Genomic DNA, 22,959 nt, shown 5'->3' on the forward strand with positions numbered 1-22,959 from the left:
ATATTTTCTGTAAGAAATTTTTTTCTTTATTTATTAGAAGTAAAACTATCATCATCACTACTACTGTTATCTGTAATGCAATCTTCGTGCATAGATGATGCAGATTGAGCAATATTTAATTTAATAAATATTTTTTCCATATCACCAAAGTATTTGTTTTTTTTTCTCTCTGCTATAGTATTTTCAAGTTTATTTATATGTTCTGTGGTACCTATTAAAGAAAATTTAGTTTGCTTATGTGCAGACAAACGGTACGATAAATCTTCATTTTTATTCAATATAACTTTAGAATGTTCAACCAAATTATCATGTATCTCTTTTTTATTTCTATTTTCTTCAGAATCAGCATCATGATCTTCATGAAACGCAGAAGAGGACGATAGCGGTAATGTATCATCGTTTAATGTTGATGATGCAATGATAAATGAAGATTCTTTTTCTGAAAAAAGCAAAGGAATTGGAGGAGGAATAGGAATGGAAAGTATACAATCATTTTCTGTTGTAACATTCTGTGCATGTTCTTTTGTAGTATCGTGTGTGATATGTTCTGTAGTAATATTTGAAAGAGACATATTATTTTTTGTTTGATGATGATCATCATTATACATTGATGTATGTGTAACTGTGTCTTTTACAACATTAATTTCGGAATCATTATTAAAATTAATAACGGAAGAAGAAGTTTGTTTTTGTGTGTTTAATGATTGTTTTTGTGAAAAATCTTTTACTAAAATAGGTATATCTTGTTTTCTTTGTTTTTGAGGAGTTTTATTTGAATTCGTAATATATGAAATAAAAATTTTGTCTTCTTGTGTAATAGGATGGTCAGGTAAATATAACGCATAAGTGTCATTTGTTATTGCAATGATATTACCTCCTTGATTTTGCAGTAACTGAAAATTCCATTGTATAGATTCGTTATCACTGTCATCAATTTTAATTATTTTTATTTCTCCAGGATAACCCGTTATTTTTTGAATATTTTGTAATGATTTAGTGTAATTATTATGTTTATTAAATAGAATACAATCACGACATGGAGTGACGGTAGGTATAAATGGTGATTGCACCATAGTATCAATATCGCTCAATATTGATTTATTTCGTTTATTTGTATAATTTATTTGTTCTGCAATAGGCACACCAAATTGATAATTTATCAATACCTGACAAACAGTATTAAAATATTTATTGTTTACAAAAATATTGTTTATATTGCATCCTAATATGGGAAAAGGTTGATAATTTAGAGCTAATGATATACAGTAGTCGTTATTTTTTTTATTAAAAATTTTTTTGTATTTTTTGCTATAAACAAATTGCTCTAATTTTATTTTTCCAGTAAATTCGGGAAAATATGGAAATTTAGTGTGCATATGTATTTGGTAGCCACTTTTTGGGCAGTGTATGCTACATTTTTTTGATGATGATGTTTCAAAATTAAAAACACTATTTAAATTATAATAATTGTTTAGCATAAATAATGTATTATATAACCAATATTCTACGCCAACATTAATTGAATATGGTTGACTACTGTGACTAGAAAGAGGGCAATGGTAAAAAGTATTGTATCCAATAGCATATTTATCATTAGTTAAATGTCTTTTTCCCCCTCCAAAATTAAAAATTGGTTCTGATAAAAAATCATGTATTCCTAGTTGCATGAAAGATATATTTTTTTGATGTGTGCTACATTGTGTATGAAATGAGTGGAACATATTTATAGAATTATTTTGTAATTGTATTTTAGATCTGTAAATAGAAGAAAATGGAGATGTATAATTATACGCATGCACACGCAGTTTATTTGTTGTATAGGGAGAAAAATTGAGAGTTTGACGTACATAGTCTTGAGTATTACATTTCATTTCTTTCTGATATGTTTCATCTTGAAACATACTATTACTCATCATATTAAACTTAACGTTATTTTTGAACGTATTACACCAAGCGGTCTCGTTGTGTACAAGTATTTGAAATACTATTCCCAATATAATTAATCTCAGCATGTTCAATATTTTGTTTTAATGAAAATATTTTGTATTGTACATAATATATAGTATATTTATATTTTAATTTTTACAGTCTTAAATAAATAATCAATATATATAAATTTATTAAATTAACAATCAAATTTTTAAATAAAAATTGAATTTTTTTAATAATATATATCATTTGTATGTTTACATACAAATGATATATATTTTTCGTAATTCAAGAACACAATAATTTTCTATTGAAGAGGTTATTATTATGGTGACACGTATTGAACAAGATACTATGGGAAGTGTTTTAGTACCGAAAAATCGATTATGGGGAGCACAAACACAACGTGCGTTAAAATATTTTAATATTTCTGATGAAAAAATTCCTTTTTCATTAATTCAAGCCTTAGCACAAATCAAATGTGCAGCGGCACAAGTAAATTACGATCTAAAATTATTAGATTGTGAAAGGGCTAAAGCAATTATTAAAGCGGCAAAAGAAGTATTATCTGGAATGCATAAGGACGAGTTTCCAATATCAGTGTGGCAAACTGGATCTGGGACTCAAAGTAACATGAATATGAATGAAGTTTTAGCTAATCGAGCCAATAAATTGTTAAAAAATAAACAAGGTGTAAATAATAAATTTATTCATCCAAATGATCATGTCAATAAAAGTCAAAGTTCAAATGACGTTTTCCCTAGCGCAATGCATATTGCAGCAGTAATTAATTTAAATGAACAGCTAATACCTAAGGTTAAAACATTACAAAACACTTTACTTGGTAAATCTATTGAATTTAATAATATTATTAAAATTGGGCGTACTCATCTTCAAGATGCTACTCCCTTAACTTTAGGACAGGAAATTTCTGCTTGGGTATCTATGCTACAACATAACATAGACCATATAAAAGTTACTATACCCCATTTATGCGAATTAGCTTTAGGTGGAACAGCAGTAGGCACAGGCCTTAATACTCATCCGGAATATGCCAGTCGTATTGCTGATGCATTATCACTGCTTACTGGACATGTTTTTGTTAGCGCATCAAATAAATTTGAATCATTATCAACATGTGATGCATTAGTACATAGTCATGGTTCTTTAAAGGGTCTAGCGGTTTCTATGACGAAAATTGCTAACGATATACGTTTACTATCCTCTGGGCCTAGATGTGGTATAGGTGAATTAAGCATTCCTGAAAATGAACCAGGTAGCTCGATGATGCCAGGAAAAGTTAATCCAACGCAATGTGAATCCATGACTATGTTGTGTTCTCAAATTATGGGAAATGATGTTAGTATAAATATTGGTGGTGCGTCTGGTCATTTTGAATTAAATGTATATAGGCCATTAATTATATATAATTTCTTACAATCAACACGTTTGTTGGCAGACGGTATAGACAGTTTTCATAAATATTGTATTGTAGGAATTCAACCGAAGTATCAACGAATTAAAGAATTCCTTGATAGTTCACTTATGTTGGTTACTGCGTTAACTCCTTATCTTGGATATGATAAATCAGCAGAAATTGCTAAAAAGGCGCATTTAGGAGGATTAAGTTTAAGAGAAGCTGCTTTACAATTAGGTTATGTAAATGATCGACAGTTTGATGAATGGGTCTGCCCAGAAAATATGATTAGCCCTTCAGAAATATTACAGTGATCATTTTTTAGAGACGACAATATGAAAATATTTAATGAAAAAATTTTTTGCAACTATTTTTATAGGCCATTATAAAAGATAAACCGATATTAATGAATCATATTAAAAGATATCAGATTTTATGTAAATTACGAGATAATGATGTTGATCCATCTATTGAATTAGTTTATCGATCGGAATTTGAGTTGTTAATTGCAGTATTACTTTCAGCTCAAACAAATGATATCCAAGTGAACAAAGTAACAGAGAATTTATTTAAGATAGCTAATACACCAAAAAGTATGTTGCGTTTAGGGATAAATGGGATCAAAAACTATATTAAATCTCTCGGTTTGTATAATACTAAAGCTAAAAATATTATTAAAAGTTGTCATGTGTTAATAGAACATTATAACGGCGTACTACCATCGAATCGTGTTGAATTAGAGTCTTTACCTGGAGTTGGACGTAAAACTGCTAATATTATTTTAAACTTAATTTTTGGCCGGCCTACAATTGCAGTGGATAGACATGTATTTAGATTTTGTAATCGTAGTCGTTTTGCATTAGGAAAAAATGTTTTGTCTGTAGAAAAGAAATTATTATCGGTAGTTCCAAAAGAATTTAAGAATAATTGTCATCAGTGGCTAGTGTTGCATGGCAAGAATGTTTGTCAAGCTAAACGTCCGAATTGTCGCGTTTGCGTGATTAAAGATTTATGTGAATTTAAAGAAAAACAAATTTATATAATATAATATCATTATGTGATGGACATATTATTCATGGTGTAAAAAGTTTATGTAATTTATATATATATCTTTCAAAAAATATAAATTAAGTTAAAAACATTCGTTTATTGTTTCATGGTGTTTATTCCCATTTGATTAAACAATGGTTTTTTTTACCTCTTCTTAGTAACGTATAACGATCATATAATTTATCTGTGGCACAAAAAATATATTCTGTTATTAATTGTTTTTTTGAATTTATAGTAATACTACCAGATGCAATTAATTCTCGTGCTTGTGATAAAGAAGATACTAATTTAGATGCTACTAATGCTTTTTGTAAAGTAATACCTACTTTCAGTGATACGGTTGATACACCATCTTGAAATAATTGGTCAAAATCATATAAAGTTAGTTCATGTATCTGTGCTGTAAAAAGATTTTTGGTGATTTTTTGAGCAATTTTTAATCCTTCTGTTCCGTGAACTAATCGAGTGATTTCTTCTGCTAATATACTTTGAGCTTGTGGTTTTGTATTTCTAATACTATCTTCTTTTTTTAATATATTAATTGTATCTATGTCGATACTAGTAAAGAATTTAATAAAACGATATACTTCTCTATCAGAAGAATTAATCCAGTATTGATAAAATTTATAAGGACTGGTTTTTTTTGCGTCTAACCATATTGTATGTTTTTCTGTTTTTCCAAATTTAGTATTGTCAGCCTTAGTAAGTAAAGGCATAGTAAGTCCATAAGTAGTTCTTTTATATACCCTACGTATCAAATCAATTCCCGAAATAATATTACCCCATTGATCAGAACCTCCAATTTGGAGTATTGCATTATATTTATTGTTTAAATGAGAAAAATCATAACTTTGTAATAAATTATAAGAAAATTCAGTATAAGAGATTCCATGATTATTTTGTTGTAATCGCTTTTTTATAGCATCTTTATTTATCATGTTATTGACAGAAAAAAATTTACCAATATCTCTTAAAAAGGCTAAGAGTGATATAGAAGATAACCAGTCATAGTTATTAACTATACAAGCTTGAGAGTTTTGACTGCAAGAGAAATCTAAAAATAAAGATATTTGACATTTGATTTTTTCTACCCATTTTTGTACTGTATTAATTAAATTTAGTTTTCGCTCTGAATCTTTAAAACTTGGATCTCCGATTAATCCAGTACCCCCTCCTATTAAAATTATAGGACGATGCCCAAATGTCTGAAATTTTCTTAAACATAATAATGGTACCAAATGTCCTATATGCAGGCTATCAGCTGTTGGATCAAACCCACAGTACAAAGTTATTGGTCTTGATATTAATGTTTTAATTAATGCTTTTTCATTTGTTATTTGTGCTATTAAATCACGTTCGTATAAGTGCTGTATTATATTAATATTTTTATTATTCATACAAGTATAATTTTAATCAAACAAATGAGAAAATTTATATGTACTGATAACATTAACATGTTATCTTGGTTGAGTATTTTTTTTAAATATATGCAAAATACACTAAAATCATGACGATAATTAAGGAGACAAACGATAAATATACCATGTACGTTTATGTCTTTGATATATAAATCGGTCATGTAGTCGATGCTTTCCTCCTTGCCAAAATTCTATACTATTTATATTAATTTTATATCCTCCCCAAAATTCAGGAAATGGTATTGTTTTATGGAAATAATTTTCCTTAAATTCTAAAAATTTGTTTTCTAGTACATTTTTAGAAGATATTACTTTAGACTGATGGGATACCCATGTGCTTATTTGATTCCTTTTAGGACGTGTGTAAAAATGTTTCAAAATTTCTTGTTCTGAAAGTTTCTGAACAACTCCTGTTATTATTACTTGTTTATCTATAATATTCCAAAGAAAACATAAACTGACCTTTGGATTGTTGGTTAAATGTATAGACTTACGACTGCTGAGATTAGTATAAAATATCATCTCTGTATCAGTGAAATTTTTTAACAACACTATGCGTTGATAAGGCTGACCAGTATGATCCACTGTAGCTAAACACATTGCAGTAGGATCAGGTATTCTTGAAAAAATAGCTTGATGCAACCATATTGAAAATAACTTAATAGGTTGATCAGTTAAATTTGAACGACGTAATTCTCCAGATATATATTCTCGTCTGAGATTAGCAATGTCAGTTTTTTTTACCAGCATATAGTACGTGTTGTTACTTCCTTTTATAAAGATAAAAACATATTTTTATGTTGTTACTTAAAATAAAAACAATATTATCAAGTAAATAGTAATAATTTTATGGATTATAACAATCACTTATAATTATATATATTGTATGAAAGTATTCAAATACATATCTGTATGTAATTAGTAAAAGGTTTACATTATCAAATTAATTAAATGTGATGTATGTATTAGGCTGATTTGTAATATATGCATTTTATAAAATATTTTCAAAACACTACATTAATTTACTTATGACTATTTATAGATAATGTTTTCATAATATGTGAAGAATTTTTAATTTTTATTATGTAAATTTATAATATTTTTTTCTAATTTAGAAATAATATTATTTAAGAGAATTATTTCCTCACGACTAATTCCGCTAAATATTTCACTTCTAGTAATAGCAATAACATGATTTACTTCATTAATAATAGGTCTAGCACTATCAGTTAACTTGATTCGTTTAGCTCGTCTATCATTAGTGCAAGTATGCCTTATAATTAACATTTTTTCCTCAAGTTGATCTAGTGTTCGCACTAAAGATGGTTGTTCTATTCCTATAGCTTTTGCTAATTGAATTTGGGACTGTTCCGGAGGTAATTGACAAATATTATGCAATGTAATCCAATGTGTTTGTGTTAGCTTCAAAGGTTTTAAACGATGATCAATTAAAGCGCGCCATATCCTTACAAGACGTGCCAAATCTGATCCTAATGGTGATTCCAATTTTTTTCTTTCCTTATAATTAATTCTTTTTATATTTGAATATTTTATTTGATTCTAAATAATTAGATGATTATTTAGAAGTTTATTTACAGGCATAACCATACCCATCTAATTTAATAATATAAACTGTGATTGTGTATTATTTGTAAATAATACACAATCACAGTTTATCAATTAGATAAGTTATTATGTATTATTCAATTTATTAAAGTATAACATACATTTATTATTATATGGAAACTATTTTTAATACAAGTATTAAAAATAATCTTTTAAACGATATATACCCATATAAAACATATATAAGTGTAAAATTATTAATAGTTATTTAAAAATTTTTGGGCATATATTGCATATATATCAACATAACAAACTAACATTGAACTGATAAATTTAAATTTTTAAGAAGTATACTATTTTTTAAAAAAAGTTGATATTTGTTTATTTCTTTTTTTTTGAAAATTAACAAATATACTTTTACACATTTGTTATTATATAAATTATTGCAATTTTTACTATTTTTTAGTGTATTTGTAGTAATCCAATATAATTGTCTAACCAGTTAAGAATATTTAATCAACAGACAAATAATAATTATTAATATATTTAACTATGTTAAAATCAGTAAATTTTTATATTTAAAGTTTTATCGATTATATAAATATCCTTAGCCAAATAAGTATTCTTCTTTTTAAGAAAATTGTTTATTATTTTAATAAAAATATCAAATTATAATTTTTGAAAAAATAAATTGTAAAAATATATATTAATTTATGATAATATAACTGTGTGTATATGTAATATATATTATTCATTATAAATATGATTTGTAAAGATGATCAAAATACTCTTCGAGCACGCTTTCGTGGATTTTATCCGGTTGTAATTGATGTAGAAACAGCGGGGCTTAATGCTAATACTGACGCTTTACTAGAGATCGCTGTTATTACGCTTAAAATGGATGAATATGGATGGTTATGTATTGACAGTGCTCTTAATTTTCATATTCAAATATTTCCTGGAGCTGTTATTCAACCAGAATCGTTAATATTCAATGGGATTGATTTAAATAATCCTTTACGTACTACAGTAACAGAACAAGAAGCATTACATGAAATTTTCAAAATGGTACATCAGGGCATTGAAAATCAAAAATGTAGTCGCGCTATTATTGTAGCACATAATGCTTTTTTTGATCATAGTTTTTTAATGGCAGCAGTGGAACGTACAAGTGTTATGAAAAACCCATTTCATCCTTTTGTTATGTTCGATACTGCTACTTTAAGTGGATTAGTATTTGGACAAACCGTATTAGCTAAAGCATGCGCGTGTGCGGGCGTTTTTTTTGATAAAAATAAAGCACATTCTGCGTTGTATGATACTGAGCGAACTGCAATGTTATTTTGTGAATTGGTAAATAAATGGAAAAGACTTGGTGGTTGGCCATTATCTACTGATTGCAAAAAGTCTTCATGTTACTAAAATTTAGTAATCTGTAGTTTTTATTATGGTAAAAATCAAACATTTAGACATAATCATATTTATAAGCATCAGTTCAATATACTTATACAGAGTAAGTTACCAGACTTATTTGTATGTCTGATAGCATTTTAAAAAAATATAAAAATATTTGACTATAATTTATTTTTTAGTTTAACGTGATCGATTAAAATTTTTAGTTTGCCGCTGCGATTCATATTAATTATTATATCAGCACCACCTATTAATTTTCCTTCCACCCATAACTGAGGAAAGGTAGGCCAATTGGAGAATATTGGTAAAGCATATCTAATACTTGTATGCACTAATACGTCGACATAAAAAAAAGATTGTACGTAAGTGGATAATATTTGAGCAGCTTTTGACGAAAAACCACATCTAGGAATACTCGGAGTACCTTTCATATATAAAACGATAGGGTTTTTTTCTATTTGATTTTTGATTATTTCTATTTCATTATTCATGTTTTTATTTATATTAAAAAGTTTTAATTATATTAAATAAATGTAACTATGTGAATTGCTTTATATCAATGCTAACAAATAAAAATATTTAATATTTAAAATCAGCTCTCCTCAAATTAGTATATATCAACTTGCATATATACATTTTATAATTTTTCACAAAAAATATTATTTTTTTTTGAATTAATAATTGATAATCTGTTATCAACAGCGTTGATAACAGATTTAATGATAATGTCAACTTCAATGTTTACTATATTACCGATTTGTTTGTCCCCCAGTGTTGTTTTTGTTGCAGTATAGGGGGTTAAACAAATACGTATATAATTATTAAGTGTTTTACTCACCGTGAGACTTACTCCATCTACACCAATTGATCCTTGTTGTAAAATATATTTTTGAAAGTATTTTTTTTTTATGCTAAACCATATTATTTTATTGTTTTTTGAAATAATTATTTTTATAATTTTTCCGGTACAATCAATGTGGCCGGTCATTAAGTGTCCACCAATTTCAGAATGATAACATAGGGATCTTTCTATATTAATTAAATCTCCTACTTTTAACATACCCATATTAGTTAATTTTAATGTTTCATGTATTACATTGAAACTAATCAAGTTATATTTTATGGCAATAACTGTCAAACAACACCCATTATTCGATATAGAACAACCAATTTTTAAATTTGAGAGCAAATGCGTAGGTAATATAATTATATATGTTTTTAAATTGGTTGATTCATAAATCGCATGAATAGGAACAACAGCTTGTATAATACCTGAAAACATATTTTCAAATACTATTATGTAGTATATCACATTATATTTAATAATTAGTATAACATATCTCTATTTTGTATTAAATATAACTTTAAGAGATTTGTTCTTAAGGTAAAACCGACTTTTATAATACAAGATATCTGTAAAAAAATTGACGCATGATAAAATCACATGTATGTTAGTATTAATAGGTGTATATAATTTAATTATTTTTATATAAAATATGTTGTTTAAATTTTAAGTTCATAAATAATGACAAATGAGTAATATATGGTAAACTCAATAAGTTAGTGATCGTCGTATTGTGAAGTGTGCGTTCTTAGCTCAGTTGGTTAGAGCACTACCTTGACATGGTAGAGGTCGATGGTTCAAGTCCATTAGAACGCATTAGTTATAATTGCAATATAAAGAATGAAAATTATAATAAGATTCTTTTATCTCTAATATAGAAATTAAAAATAAATATATTTTTAATATTACTGTATTTAATAAAATTAAATTTTTTATTTTATGAAAATGGGGTATTTTTGTCACAAAATTATGATAAAAAGTATAACTGTTATAACCACATGATTTATTCAACATAATTAAATATAATTCGGTAGAATATTTTTTTAAATATACCGAACAAATAATTGTTCTATCAATGTATGTATTTTTATAAAATGCAGTTTAAATATATTTAATATAGGAGAATGTTACAAATGAATCGTGATAGATTAATATGTTTTTCAATTATTTTAAGTTCTTTTGCGTTAATTAGTTGCGCAAGTACAACTAAAATAAAAGAGTTGTCTTCTGAAGTACATGATTTAAATGAAAGAATTGATCAGATAAGTAGTGATGTCGACATTTTACGTCCAGAAATAGAAAAAACTAAAAATGAAGCAGCACGAGCTAATCAACGCATCGATAATCAAATTACCTCTTATCATAAGTAAGATAATACAATGTAAAGTAAAAAATATAATATATCTAAAATGATTTTAGATTATAAAAAATAATTTATGTAGTTATTGGTATTAAAATAAAAAATAAAACATAGAGAGAAGCATATATTTAATTCTCAAAAAAAAATCTGCTGAATTCAGCAGATTTTTTTTTGAGAATTAAATATATGCTTCTCTTAATTTTCAATGACAATGACACAACATGACATTTATTATATTTAATAATACATACCAATTACAGTAAAAACTATAATTTATATAAATCATTAGCCTGAGAATGTATAGAATCTAATATTAAATATATTCCCTGAGATCGAGAGATAGTTAGATTTTGTTTTAACTGTAATTGATTTATTAAAAAAGGTTTAACATCAAGATTAGTGGCTTCTTGTAAACTTAATCCTTGATATAAACTAAATATTATAGTGATAATTCCTTTAACAATAGAAGAATCACTATATCCGTGCAATTTTATTAAATCATTACCATTATGAGGCTCTAAATAAGTAGTCAAGGCTATCCATGTTTTGTTTTGGCAACCAGATATCAAATACTTCTGTATTCGCATATTTTCTGGAAATTCAGGTAATAGTTTTCCAAGATCAATTATATATATATATTTTTCTTCCCAATTTATACAACTTAAGAAATTTTTTAACAATTGAGTTTTTGTTGGAAAATTTATTATCATATTTTCAATAAAATTATTATTAATTCAACAAACATTGTACTTGCACTAATCCATCTGCTAAACGATCTATATCTTCTTTGTTTGTATACATAGCTAATGATGCACGACACATACCTGGTACTTTAAAATAATTCATAGTAGGTATAGCACAATGATGTCCTGTACGTATAGCAATACCATATTGATTCAATAACATTCCAACATCATATGAATGATGTATTCCTAAATTAAAAGCAATGATACCAACTCGTGTACTTGGTCCATATAAGATCAGATCTGGAATATTTTTTAATATATCTACAGCATAATGTATTAGTTGATCTTCATAAGCATAAATTTTATTAACTCCTATTGTATTAATGTATTTGATAGCATTACCTAAACCTATGATACCGCTGATATTAGGAGAACCTGACTCAAATTTCCAAGGTGGATCTATAAATTTTGTGCCTTGAGTTAAACTTACATTTTCAACTATTCCACCTCCTACAATCCAAGGAGGCATTTTTTGAAGTAATTTTTTTTTTCCATACATAACACCAATACCAGAAGGTCCATATATTTTATGTCCAGAAAATACATAAAAATCACAATCTAACTTCTGTACATCTACTGTTTGATGAACAATGCCTTGTGCACCATCTATTAATATCAAAGTATCACTGTTTTTTCGAGCTGTACTGATAATTTCTGTCAATGGATTAATGGTGCCTAAAACATTAGACACATGTGATATTGACAAGAGCCGAGTACGATGATCTATAATTTTTGATAAACTAGATACATCTAATGTACCATTAGGAGTTAATGGTATATAACGTAGTATAATTTTTTTATGTTTTTCTAACATTTGCCATGGAATAATATTAGCATGATGTTCCATTTCGCTAATAATAATATTATCTCCATAATTTATAAAATTATGCCCCCAACTATTAGCAATTAGGTTAATAGCTTCAGTAGTACTTTTGACAAAAACAATTTCTTCTTTAGATGCATTAATAAAATCAGCTATATGTGAACGTATTGTTTCCATTTGATTGGTTGATTCAGTACTCAAAGTATGAATACCTCTATGTACAGCAGCATATTCATTACGATAATATTGAGTTTGTGAGTCAATGACAACATTCGGTTTCTGAGCAGATGCGGCACTATCAAGATAAGTCAGAGGATATTGATTAATAATACGTTTTAATATAGGAAAATCCGATCTAATTTCTTCTATAGGATATAGTATCATATTATAGACCCTATTAAAACCTCATTGATTCTTTTCAAAATAATCTCCCGTAATACAGGATTTTCAATTGATCTTATAATCTCAATAGCAAAAGCATGAACAAGCATTTTTAAAGCATCTTTTTTTGAAATACCACGTGTATTTAGATAAAATAGATGATAATTATCAATTTGTCCTATTGTTGCACCGTGACTACATTTTACATCGTCAGAGTAAATTTCAAGTTTAGGTATGCTATTGATAGTAGCATCTTGATGCAATAATAAGTTATTGTTTATCATTTTTCCATCAGTTTTTATAGAATCTGGATTTACTTTTATTAATCCATTAAACACGCCAGTACTACAATTACATGCGATTATTTTATGTAATTGTCTACTTGATGCATGTTCTCGATTGTTATGCTCTAAATAAGTACGTATATCTCCAACATCCTGTTCGGATAGAAAAACCAAACTATTTAATGCTAAATATGATTTTGAATGATTTACTTGAGCGCTAGTTTGATGACACGTGAGTTTAGGCCCAAGAATAACAAAAATACTACTGTTTACATCTGAAGATTGTCCTAAACTAATATCATTATGTGATATATGATAACTTGTTTTATTTTCAAATACTAATTTAATATGAGACAATCTAGCTCGGTTTCCTATTGTCATAGACATACGTGCGCCACTAAAATGTCTGTTTTCATTTATACTAATAAAATGTTCTATGACACACGTGTTAGAATCCTGCCCAATTTCAAGATGATGGTGATAATGTGATGTAACTAATGTATTTTTTACATTAGATCCTTCGTTGATATGTAATAAATATAATGGTTTTTTTGTTATTTTTTTTGTAGGTAAATTTATTTGTATTGTTGCATCACTTAAATATTCAGTTAAATATAAAAACATTTCTGGTTGAATAGGATTAATTATTTCGTGACGATTGGGATTACGGTTGATTTTTATTGTCCATGGATCTATATTTTTATCGCTTAATTCAGACGAAAATCTACCGTTAATAAATATTAAACGATAAGCATCTATAGAAAATCCTACTGATTTATATCTAGATATATTCAACTCATTATTTTCGGAACATTCAAAATTGTACGTTAAAAATTCTTCAAGTGAAGTATATTTCCAATTATTTTCCTTAAAACTCGATAATCCGAACATTTTAATGCGTTTCCAATATTTATCTATCAAACTTGAATGAATGTTATTTTTTTTTTTAAATAATTCATACCATTCATTTAATACTCGATTTGCATTATTCAGATAACCAACCATAACCTTTTTCCTCAAGCTTTTTTACTAAAGAAATATTACCAGATTTCACAATTTGACCCTTATATAACACATGAACATAATCAGGTTTAATATATTCTAAGATTCTTTGGTAGTGAGTAATAATTACAAATGAACGTATTTTATTACTTAATATATTAAGACCGTTATAAACAATTTTTACTGCATCAATATCCAAACCAGAATCTGTTTCATCAAGAATACACAATAATGGCTCTAACATCATCATTTGAAGAATATCATTACGCTTTTTTTCACCCCCGGAAAATCCAACATTTACTGATCGAGTTAAAAGATCGTCAGGCATTTTTAACAATATCATATTTTTCTTAACAAGTTGATTAAAATCAAATCGATCTAAGAGAGGTTGATGTCTATATTTACGTATAGCATTAACAGCGCTGTATAAAAATAATTGATTGCTAATTCCTGGAATATCTACCGGATGTTGAAATGCCACAAAAATGCCTTCTCCAGCACGTTCTTCTGGTTTAAGAGGTAATAAATTTTTTTTTTTAAACAATATTTCCCCATCAGTAACAACATAATCCTGCTGACCAGATAATGTAGCAGATAATGTACTTTTTCCTGAACCATTAGGTCCCATAATAATATGTATTTCACCAGAATTAATTTCTAAATTTAATTTCTTTAGAATAGATATACCTTTTACGCTGACATTCAAATTTTTTATTGATAATATCATAATTACTCCGTATTGAATGAATGTACTTATGTTTAAAATACTTAGAAAATAAATTTTATCCAACACTGTGTTCTAAAGTAATCGATAATAACCTCTGTGCTTCTACAGAAAATTCTAAAGGTAATTTAGAGAATATATCTTTACAAAATCCATTTACAATCATAGAAATGGCATCATCTTCATTAATTCCACGTTGGCGACAATAAAACAATTGATTATCACTGATTCGTGAAGTTGTAGCTTCATGTTCTAACTGCGCGCTATTATTTTGCGATGCAATTATAGGAAATGTGTGAGAACCACATTTTTTACCTATTAACATTGAATCGCATTGTGTAAAATTACGTGAATTTGTAGCAGTTTTCATAATTTTAACTAATCCTCGATAAGTATTTTGGCTATTGCCAAGAGCAATTCCTTTTGAAATAATAGTCGAGCGGGTATTTTCCCCGATATGAATCATTTTTGTTCCGGTATCTGCTTGTTGTGTACCATTAGTAATAGCAACTGAAAAAAATTCTCCAATAGAATTTTTTCCTTTTAAAATTACACTTGGGTACTTCCAGGTGATAGCAGACCCAGATTCAGATTGAGTCCAAGACATTTTAGAATTCTCTCCAGCACATAGTGCTCGCTTAGTAACAAAGTTTAAAATACCACCCTGAGAGAACTGATTACCAGAAAACCAATTTTGTACTGTTGAATATTTTACCTGAGCATCTTTGAGTACGATAACTTCTACAACTGCTGCATGAAGTTGATAATTATTATGCATTGGCGCTGAACATCCTTCAATATAGCTTACATAACTACCTATATCTGCAATTAAAATAGTACGCTCAAATTGCCCAGTTTTTTTAGAATTCATTCTAAAGTAAGTTGAAAGTTCCATGGGACAACGTACATTTTTAGGAATATATATAAATGTGCCATCGGATACAACCGCAGCATTAAGTGCAGCAAAAAAATTATCTTTAAAAGTCACTACAGTTCCCAAGTATTGGCGTACTAAATCTGGATAATCACGAATGGCATCGTGAAATGAACAAAAAATAATACCTTTTTTTAATAAAGTTGCACGAAATGTAGTAGATACAGAAACTGAGTCAAAAATAGCATCAACTGCTATGTTTCCTTCTTCATATACTGGGATACCTAATTTATTAAATGTTTTTTCTACTTCTTTAGTTAAATATTTTGATTTATTTGAAGGAGTATTTGCATTTTTTTGTATTTCGTAATTTTCTTCTTTAATTGTACATACGGGAGCAGAAAAATAACTATAGGAGTTATAATTGAGTTTTTGATAATTTCCTTTTAACCAATGCGGTTCTTGCATATTAGACCAAGCATGATAACCCGACAGCCTGAATTCTAACATCCATTTCGGCTCTGATCTTTTTTCTGAAATAGCATATATTGTATTTTCATTAATACCTTGTGTAAATTCTTCATTGCTTAATTTAGTAAAAAACCCTTCTTTATAATACAAATCATCACTGTTCACTATTTTTTTTTTATTAATATTATACATGTTAAAGTTATTGCATATCATAATAATACCCGTTGTTAAATTCCAAAACTTTCACCACACCCACAAGAATATTGCGCTTGAGGATTGTTAAATTTAAACATATAATTTAAACCTTCTTGTACGTAATCTAATTCGGTACCATCAATCAATGGCATTATATGTGATGGTACGAACAATTTAGCTCCATTACGTTCATATATTAAGTAATTGTTATCTAATGATGTAACTTTATCCATAAGATATGTAAAACCCGCACATCCTGATTTTTTTACGGTTACTTTTAATCCCAACATATTGGGATTGTTATGTATTAAATTAAGAATTTGTTGTACTGCTGCATCAGTTAAAGTTAACCCATCCCAAGAAATATGATTTTTAGGTATGTGATGCACATTTTGTTGAAGATCATTTTTCATAAAAATTGCCTTTACGTTGATTTACAACGTTCATCAGAGCAAGTATCTTAATTATTTTATTGTATTGAATATAAATATTATCGCAAAAATATATATTTACATATATCAAAATATACATATATCTCATTATTATGAGATGATAGAAAAGTTCATTTTTTATCATATACCCATTTAATAATCATGTATGAAATATAAATTTCATATCTTTTTATATTTATAAATATAGTGCTCTTTAAAATTATTTTTTATTTTAAATCATAAAATATGATTTATCTTTAATAAATGGATCATTATATCATATTACATAATACATAACGATTGATTATTTTTAACATTAATCGTAAATTATTTCATCTGGGAACTGATTGAAATCAGTGAAAATACAACATGTAGCAACCATACAATTGCATCAGAAATATCAAAATCTTCATTGATAATTAAAACTAATATATGAAACTAACACTGCACTAAGATACTTTTTTGATTAACCAACGAGAAACTTCTGATAACTCTTCTTTGTATTGAGGCCAGTCTTTTATCCATTCTGTACAACAATATTGAATAGTTTTATCGTTATATGGTATACCTACCAGTTTTTTTGCTAATGTTTCTATAGGATCTGGTTCTAAGCTGTCGGTAAAAATACGACTACGATTAATGATTCCACGTTCTATATCGAAATGTAATGTCACACTACCCCACTCAAAACGTGCATCTAACTGGTGTGTAAACGCAGGAGCACTACCAAAATTCCAGTTCCAATCACATTGTTTGTTGAACAGTTCAACAAATCCTGGTATATGATAAAAATCATTTATAGATAATATTTCTGATTTTACTCTCATTCCATGATATTGGAAAAATGCTTCTGTCAAACCTTGGCATACTTCTTGATGATCAATACTAGGTTTTAATTGATTTAAATTAGCAACCCGTGATCGAATAGAAGTAATTCCTTTAGTTTTTAGCTTTTTAAAATCTGGGTTAAGGTAATAAGTAAGTTTATCAATATTAACGTGTAAGAGTAATGTACCGTGATGAAATTTACGCCCAGATGTTTCACGATATGCAGAGCCACTAATTTTACGTTCTCCATCTACTGTATGTATAACGAGATCATTTCGTCCAGAAATAATAGCTTTGATTCCAATATGATTTAATCCATTTAACACAATATTAGTGGATAATTTTTTATCATAATGTTCCTGAGTGGATATGAAGGTGAAACAAGTATTACCTAAATCATGAAACACAGCTCCGCCCCCACTACTCCTTCTAGCTAATTTAATTCCATCTCTTTCCATACGACGAGTATTACATTCTTTCCATGCATTTTGAGCACGACCTATAACCACTGTATTTTGATTTCTCCATAAGAATAATATAGATTGTTTTTTGGGTATATTTTTAAACATATATTCTTCAACTGATAAATTAAACCACGGGTCGTAAGAGTCAGATAATAACAATCGTAAAGAATACATACATTATCCTCCTTTAGTATTTAATATTTAAGTTATAAATTTCATATGTAAACACAATGTTATTGTTATCACTAGTTATAGTGACTTTAAATTATTTTAAATCAAATTATCAGTATTAAAAATAAATTTTTATCCATGATTTTCAATTTCTATTTATAGTTACATATTAATTTTAATCATCAATTAATATTATAAATAATATATTTTTTATTTATAATTGTGATAAAAATATTATACTTGATGTATGAAAACAATATCTCATTCTTTAAATGTAATTTAAATATTATTTAATAAAATTTAAAACAGAACATTGATATTTTTATCAAACTAAATAATTAATATTTATGATAATAATTATTATATATATTTATACTAAATATATCTTATAACAATAGTATATAAAAAATTTTTTAAAAATCGTGTAACTAAAAATATTTAAGAATGCATGAATGATGGTTATAATAGGTTCATTTACAATAATATATGTATTGCTTTTAGTAATATTTGGATACGGTTGTATATATCATGCTCATGATGATATTAGTATTATTATCTTACAGTACCATGGAAACGCTCTTTCAAAATTATAGAGCATTTATTAACAACATCAGAAATTTCTTCTTCTTTTAAAGTATGTGTTGTGCTTTGTAAAAGCAGTCTAATAGTAAAACTTTTACAACCTTTTGAGATATTTTTACCTCTATAAAGATCAGATATTTTAATATCCACCAATTGATCTGTATTAGCAATTTTTTTACATTCAGTAATAACGGACTCTGCAGAAATATCATCTGACACTATTACAGAAATATCACGGTAATTTTTAGGAAACTTAGAAATAGCGGTAATTTTAGGTAATATAAATTGGGACACCATGTTCCACGATAGCTCAAATACTAATATATGTGAACGTAAATTTAATTTCATTTGTATAGCAGGATGGATCATTCCAATGTATCCAACGCATATGTCGTTTAAATAAATTGCCGCACTTTGATTAGAATATAATGCAGGATGTGTACACTTTTTAAATCTAATACAACTTATTTTATTAGTTGCATTTAACAATGCCTCTACATCTCCTTTTATATCATAAAAATCTACCGAATATGTTGTTAAATCCCAGTGTTCATTAAATCTAAACCCAGATCGTATGCCAGCTATCATAAAATTTTGATGTACCTGATTTTCAGCAGTTTTTTCTGGAATAAAACATATACCACTTTCAAATAATTTAATGTGTTTTTGTTGTCTATTTATATTATGTATTACTGTTGTAATTAACCCAGGCCATAAAGATAATCTCATGCTAGCCATATCTAATGTCATTGGATTTTTTAAAATTAATGGAATTTTCTGTGGATGTAATAATTTTTGAATTTTAGGATTTACGAAACTATATGTTATTATTTCTTGGTAACCACGATCTATCAATAAATTTTTTACTCTTGATAACGATATAGTTGATACATTATTGTAATCTGTTATTAATTTTGTACGAATAGAAACACGAGGAATATTGTTATATCCATAAATACGTATTATCTCTGCTATTAAATTTTCTTCTATAGAAATATCAAAACGCCAAGTTGGTGTTAATACTGTCCAACTATTATTTGAAAATTCTGTTTGAAAACCAAGTCGTTTTAAAATATATGTGATTTCTTGACTTGGGATATGAAACCCAATAATTTTATCTAATTTAGTACGATTTAATACAATATTAATTGGTTTTGGTACCATATCATGGTTAATTACACTTATTATTGGGCCAGGATAACCACCACAGCTTTTTAGCAATAATGATGTGACACGATCTAAAGCTAATTTGGATGCACTTGGGTCAATTCCTCGTGTATAATGTAAGGAAGAAAGGTCGTTCATACGATATAATCTAGACTGATTCGCGATAGTAGATGGAGGAAAAAATACAGATTGTATCATTATGTGACGAGTGTTAGGACAAATAGAATATTTATTGGGAAAAATTGTTCCAGCGATTGATAATGGTTTTGTATAATCAGAGATAATTATTGTATTTGGAAATAGTTTTAAATGATTATTATTGTCATGAGATAACTTTAGTATTTCTCCGAATTGAGAGAAACGTATACGTATTATATTTCCATCAATTTTTTCATAATCAAAAATATAAATCGGATGTCCTAGTTCCAATAACACATAATTGACAATATCTATGACTATATTGACTGAACAGATTCCACAGCGACGTAGTTTTTCTGTAATCCATAAAGGTGTAGGAACGGTAATGTGAATATTTTTTAAAATTCTTCCCAAGAACTGTGGGCATATATCAGGAATCTCAATAGAAATTGGAATAATATCGTTAATTGTTGGTTTAATTGAATTTGTTTTTATTTTTTTTAATTTTAAATGATTTATAGCTGCTATTTCTCTAGAAATACCCAATATATGCAGACAATCTCCTCTATTAGGAGTAATATTAATTTCAATAACGTTATCATAAAGGTGTAAGTAATTATAAAAATTTTGTCCAATGGGTGCATTGATGGGTAGTTCTATTATACCTACTGTATGATTAATTATTCCTAATGTTGCAAAAGTACATAACATTCCTTCTGATTGTTGTCCTTGTATAGTAGTTAATTGAACTTTATGTCCATTTGGTAATATTGCTCCTACATTAGCAACAGCCACTCGAATATTTTTACGACAATTGGGAGCGTCACAAACAATACTTAATAATTTATTGCTACCGTTATTAACCTTTATTATCCATATATTATGATAGTTAGGATGCATTTTACAGTCTACAATTTCTCCAATAACTACTCCATGAAACATATTAGCAACCGGTTTTAACTCATTAACTTTAAAGCCAGCCATAGTTAATTGCTTGACTAACTCAATACTACTAATAGACGGATTTATCCATTCACGTATCCACATTTCACTAAATTTCATTTGAACATTCCTATATCATTTAAATTGCTCAAGAAATTGTAAATCATTTTTAAAAAAAACACGCATGTCGCTAATGTTATATAGTAACATTGTTAGCCGTTCTATTCCTATTCCAAAAGCAAATCCCGAAAATTTTTCTGTATTGATACCAACATGATGTAATATTTTAGGATGTACCATACCGCACCCTAAAAGTTCTAACCAATTTCCAGTTTTTTGTTCCATTACATCTATTTCTGCAGATGGTTCTGTAAATGGAAAATAAGATGGTCTAAATCGTAAATCGATTTTTTTTCCAAAAAAATTATATAAAAAATCATATAATATTTTTTTTAGATGACTTAAATCAATATTAGAATCTATCATTAAACCTTCCATTTGATGAAACATGGGTGTATGATTGTGATCATAATCTTTACGATATACCCGTCCAAAAGAAATAATTCGAATTGGAGGATTTTTATCGGTCATAGCACGTATTTGAACACCGGAGGTATGCGTACGAAGTAAACGTTTTTCATCAAACCAAAAGGTATCATGTTCATCTCGAGAAGGGTGGTATGCAGGGATGTTCAAAGCGTCGAAATTAAAATAATCATCTTCAATTTCTGGCCCATATATTACGGAAAACCCCAAAGATTTAAAAAAAAGCTTCATACGTTTTATAGTACCTGTTATTGGATGATGTGTACCTATATCTGATAAACGTCCCGGTAAAGTGACATCTAACATATCTCTAATTAGGGTATTTTTTATACGTTTTGAATTTAAAATATTTTTTTGCTCAATGAATGTTTTGTATATATCTTTTTTAGCCTTATTAATAGCTGCGCCTAATTTGGGTCGTAGTTCTGATGGAGTATGATAAATATTTTTAATTTGCTGATTTAAGTAGCCTTTTTTACCTAAAAATTTAATACGTACTTTTTCCAAAGCATCTATATTATTAGATTGTGTTATAGCTAATTTTGCCAAAATAACTAAGTTGTTTACAACATCTAATGACATAAATATCCTCTATATATTATATATAATACTATATATACTGTTTATTATGACTTTTATTCATACATAACTAATACTTAAAGCGCAAAATATAGTTTTTAAAATTGTATTGATAATGATCACGTACTAATATTAGTGCTATGTTGATAGCTACAGGATAGCAAATGTATTAATATATTATTCCATAGAATATTAAAATCTAATGTTTATAATTGGAAATACATGTTACTTGAATAGATTATACATGTTCTAATTTAATTTTTGCTTTATCAATCAAAACAGAGAAAGTTTTCTTATCAAAAATAGCTATTTCAGCAAGTATCTTTCTATTAATGGAAATATCAGATTTATTTAATCCATTTATTAAATAATTATAAGAAATACCATATTCACGTGATGCAGCGTTAATTCGATTAATCCATAACCGGCGAAATAAACGTTTTTTCTGACGACGATCTCTGTAAGAATATTGCCCAGATTTTATAACCGACTGATAGGCAACACGATAAGTACGAGATCTAGCACCATAATAACCTGTTGCTTTCTTCAAAATTTTCTTATGTCGAGCGTGTGCCACTACACTATTTTTCACGCGTGTCATGTTTATTGCTCTC

The 22,959-nt window shown here is 27.5% G+C and carries 20 protein-coding genes and 1 tRNA gene; 5 read left to right on the plus strand and 16 right to left on the minus strand.

The window, feature by feature from the left end; all coding sequences use genetic code 11:
* Positions 1-26: 26 nt before the first annotated feature.
* Positions 27-1,901 carry an inverse autotransporter beta domain-containing protein gene (locus tag GN161_RS03090; protein WP_236840093.1) on the minus strand — a complete coding sequence of 625 codons (1,875 nt, stop codon included), beginning with the start codon at positions 1,899-1,901 and terminating at the stop codon, positions 27-29.
* 352 nt (positions 1,902-2,253) lie between these two features.
* Between GN161_RS03090 and fumC the strand changes: the two genes are divergently transcribed.
* Together fumC and nth are read left to right on the plus strand one after the other, a co-directional pair.
* Complete coding sequence (gene fumC, locus GN161_RS03095) at positions 2,254-3,660, plus strand: class II fumarate hydratase (RefSeq protein WP_181950851.1); 1,407 nt, start codon at positions 2,254-2,256, stop codon at positions 3,658-3,660.
* 92 nt (positions 3,661-3,752) lie between these two features.
* Entirely contained in the window at positions 3,753-4,394 is a 642-nt protein-coding gene (gene nth / locus GN161_RS03100) for an endonuclease III (RefSeq protein ID WP_159715444.1), read from the plus strand.
* Positions 4,395-4,509: 115 nt separating this feature from the next.
* Here the strand turns inward: nth and tyrS are convergent, their stop codons facing one another.
* The 3 genes from tyrS to slyA form a co-directional block, all read right to left on the minus strand.
* A complete protein-coding gene (tyrS, locus tag GN161_RS03105) occupies positions 4,510-5,793 on the minus strand; it encodes a tyrosine--tRNA ligase (protein WP_159715446.1) in 1,284 nt (427 codons plus the stop codon).
* A 120-nt stretch (positions 5,794-5,913) separates the two neighbouring features.
* Entirely contained in the window at positions 5,914-6,564 is a 651-nt protein-coding gene (gene pdxH / locus GN161_RS03110) for a pyridoxamine 5'-phosphate oxidase (protein WP_159715448.1), read from the minus strand.
* A gap of 321 nt (positions 6,565-6,885) precedes the next feature.
* Positions 6,886-7,320, minus strand: coding sequence for a transcriptional regulator SlyA (slyA, locus tag GN161_RS03115; RefSeq protein WP_159715450.1), 435 nt, complete (start codon positions 7,318-7,320; stop codon positions 6,886-6,888).
* A gap of 822 nt (positions 7,321-8,142) precedes the next feature.
* On the opposite strand from slyA, the gene rnt reads away from it, so the two are divergent.
* A complete protein-coding gene (rnt, locus tag GN161_RS03120) occupies positions 8,143-8,802 on the plus strand; it encodes a ribonuclease T (protein ID WP_159715452.1) in 660 nt (219 codons plus the stop codon).
* Positions 8,803-8,954: 152 nt separating this feature from the next.
* On the opposite strand, the gene grxD is transcribed toward rnt, so the two are convergent.
* Positions 8,955-9,284, minus strand: coding sequence for a Grx4 family monothiol glutaredoxin (gene grxD, locus GN161_RS03125; protein ID WP_159715454.1), 330 nt, complete (start codon positions 9,282-9,284; stop codon positions 8,955-8,957).
* Positions 9,285-9,430: 146 nt separating this feature from the next.
* A complete protein-coding gene (locus tag GN161_RS03130) occupies positions 9,431-10,075 on the minus strand; it encodes a riboflavin synthase subunit alpha (RefSeq protein WP_159715456.1) in 645 nt (214 codons plus the stop codon).
* Positions 10,076-10,379: 304 nt separating this feature from the next.
* Between GN161_RS03130 and GN161_RS03135 the strand changes: the two genes are divergently transcribed.
* Positions 10,380-10,453, plus strand: a tRNA-Val gene (locus tag GN161_RS03135).
* A gap of 317 nt (positions 10,454-10,770) precedes the next feature.
* Entirely contained in the window at positions 10,771-11,007 is a 237-nt protein-coding gene (locus GN161_RS03140; protein WP_159715458.1) for an LPP leucine zipper domain-containing protein, read from the plus strand.
* Positions 11,008-11,263: 256 nt separating this feature from the next.
* Here GN161_RS03140 and GN161_RS03145 read toward each other — a convergent pair whose 3' ends face one another.
* From GN161_RS03145 to rplT, 10 genes are all read right to left on the minus strand, one after another.
* Complete coding sequence (locus GN161_RS03145; RefSeq protein ID WP_236840094.1) at positions 11,264-11,707, minus strand: SufE family protein; 444 nt, start codon at positions 11,705-11,707, stop codon at positions 11,264-11,266.
* 19 nt (positions 11,708-11,726) lie between these two features.
* Positions 11,727-12,950, minus strand: coding sequence for a SufS family cysteine desulfurase (locus tag GN161_RS03150; RefSeq protein WP_159715460.1), 1,224 nt, complete (start codon positions 12,948-12,950; stop codon positions 11,727-11,729).
* Complete coding sequence (gene sufD / locus GN161_RS03155; protein ID WP_159715462.1) at positions 12,947-14,236, minus strand: Fe-S cluster assembly protein SufD; 1,290 nt, start codon at positions 14,234-14,236, stop codon at positions 12,947-12,949. Before sufD ends, GN161_RS03150 begins: the two co-directional genes overlap by 4 nt.
* Positions 14,217-14,957, minus strand: a complete 741-nt coding sequence (sufC, locus tag GN161_RS03160) for a Fe-S cluster assembly ATPase SufC (RefSeq protein WP_159715588.1) — start codon at positions 14,955-14,957, stop codon at positions 14,217-14,219. Before sufC ends, sufD begins: the two co-directional genes overlap by 20 nt.
* Positions 14,958-15,015: 58 nt before the next feature.
* Positions 15,016-16,494, minus strand: a complete 1,479-nt coding sequence (gene sufB, locus GN161_RS03165) for a Fe-S cluster assembly protein SufB (RefSeq protein WP_236840095.1) — start codon at positions 16,492-16,494, stop codon at positions 15,016-15,018.
* A 35-nt stretch (positions 16,495-16,529) separates the two neighbouring features.
* The gene (sufA, locus tag GN161_RS03170) at positions 16,530-16,910 is read right to left on the minus strand and encodes a Fe-S cluster assembly scaffold SufA (protein WP_159715466.1); all 381 of its coding nucleotides are present in this window, start codon (positions 16,908-16,910) and stop codon (positions 16,530-16,532) included.
* Positions 16,911-17,377: 467 nt separating this feature from the next.
* Complete coding sequence (locus tag GN161_RS03175; protein WP_159715468.1) at positions 17,378-18,394, minus strand: lipoate--protein ligase; 1,017 nt, start codon at positions 18,392-18,394, stop codon at positions 17,378-17,380.
* Between the two features lie 549 nt (positions 18,395-18,943).
* The gene (pheT, locus tag GN161_RS03180) at positions 18,944-21,340 is read right to left on the minus strand and encodes a phenylalanine--tRNA ligase subunit beta (RefSeq protein ID WP_159715470.1); all 2,397 of its coding nucleotides are present in this window, start codon (positions 21,338-21,340) and stop codon (positions 18,944-18,946) included.
* Between the two features lie 15 nt (positions 21,341-21,355).
* The gene (pheS, locus tag GN161_RS03185) at positions 21,356-22,348 is read right to left on the minus strand and encodes a phenylalanine--tRNA ligase subunit alpha (RefSeq protein WP_159715472.1); all 993 of its coding nucleotides are present in this window, start codon (positions 22,346-22,348) and stop codon (positions 21,356-21,358) included.
* 235 nt (positions 22,349-22,583) lie between these two features.
* On the minus strand, positions 22,584-22,946 hold the full coding sequence (rplT, locus tag GN161_RS03190; protein WP_159715474.1) for a 50S ribosomal protein L20: 363 nt from the start codon (positions 22,944-22,946) through the stop codon (positions 22,584-22,586).
* Positions 22,947-22,959: the final 13 nt, after the last annotated feature.

Source organism: Blochmannia endosymbiont of Camponotus nipponensis (genome assembly GCF_009827135.1).
Lineage (GTDB): Bacteria > Pseudomonadota > Gammaproteobacteria > Enterobacterales > Enterobacteriaceae > Blochmanniella.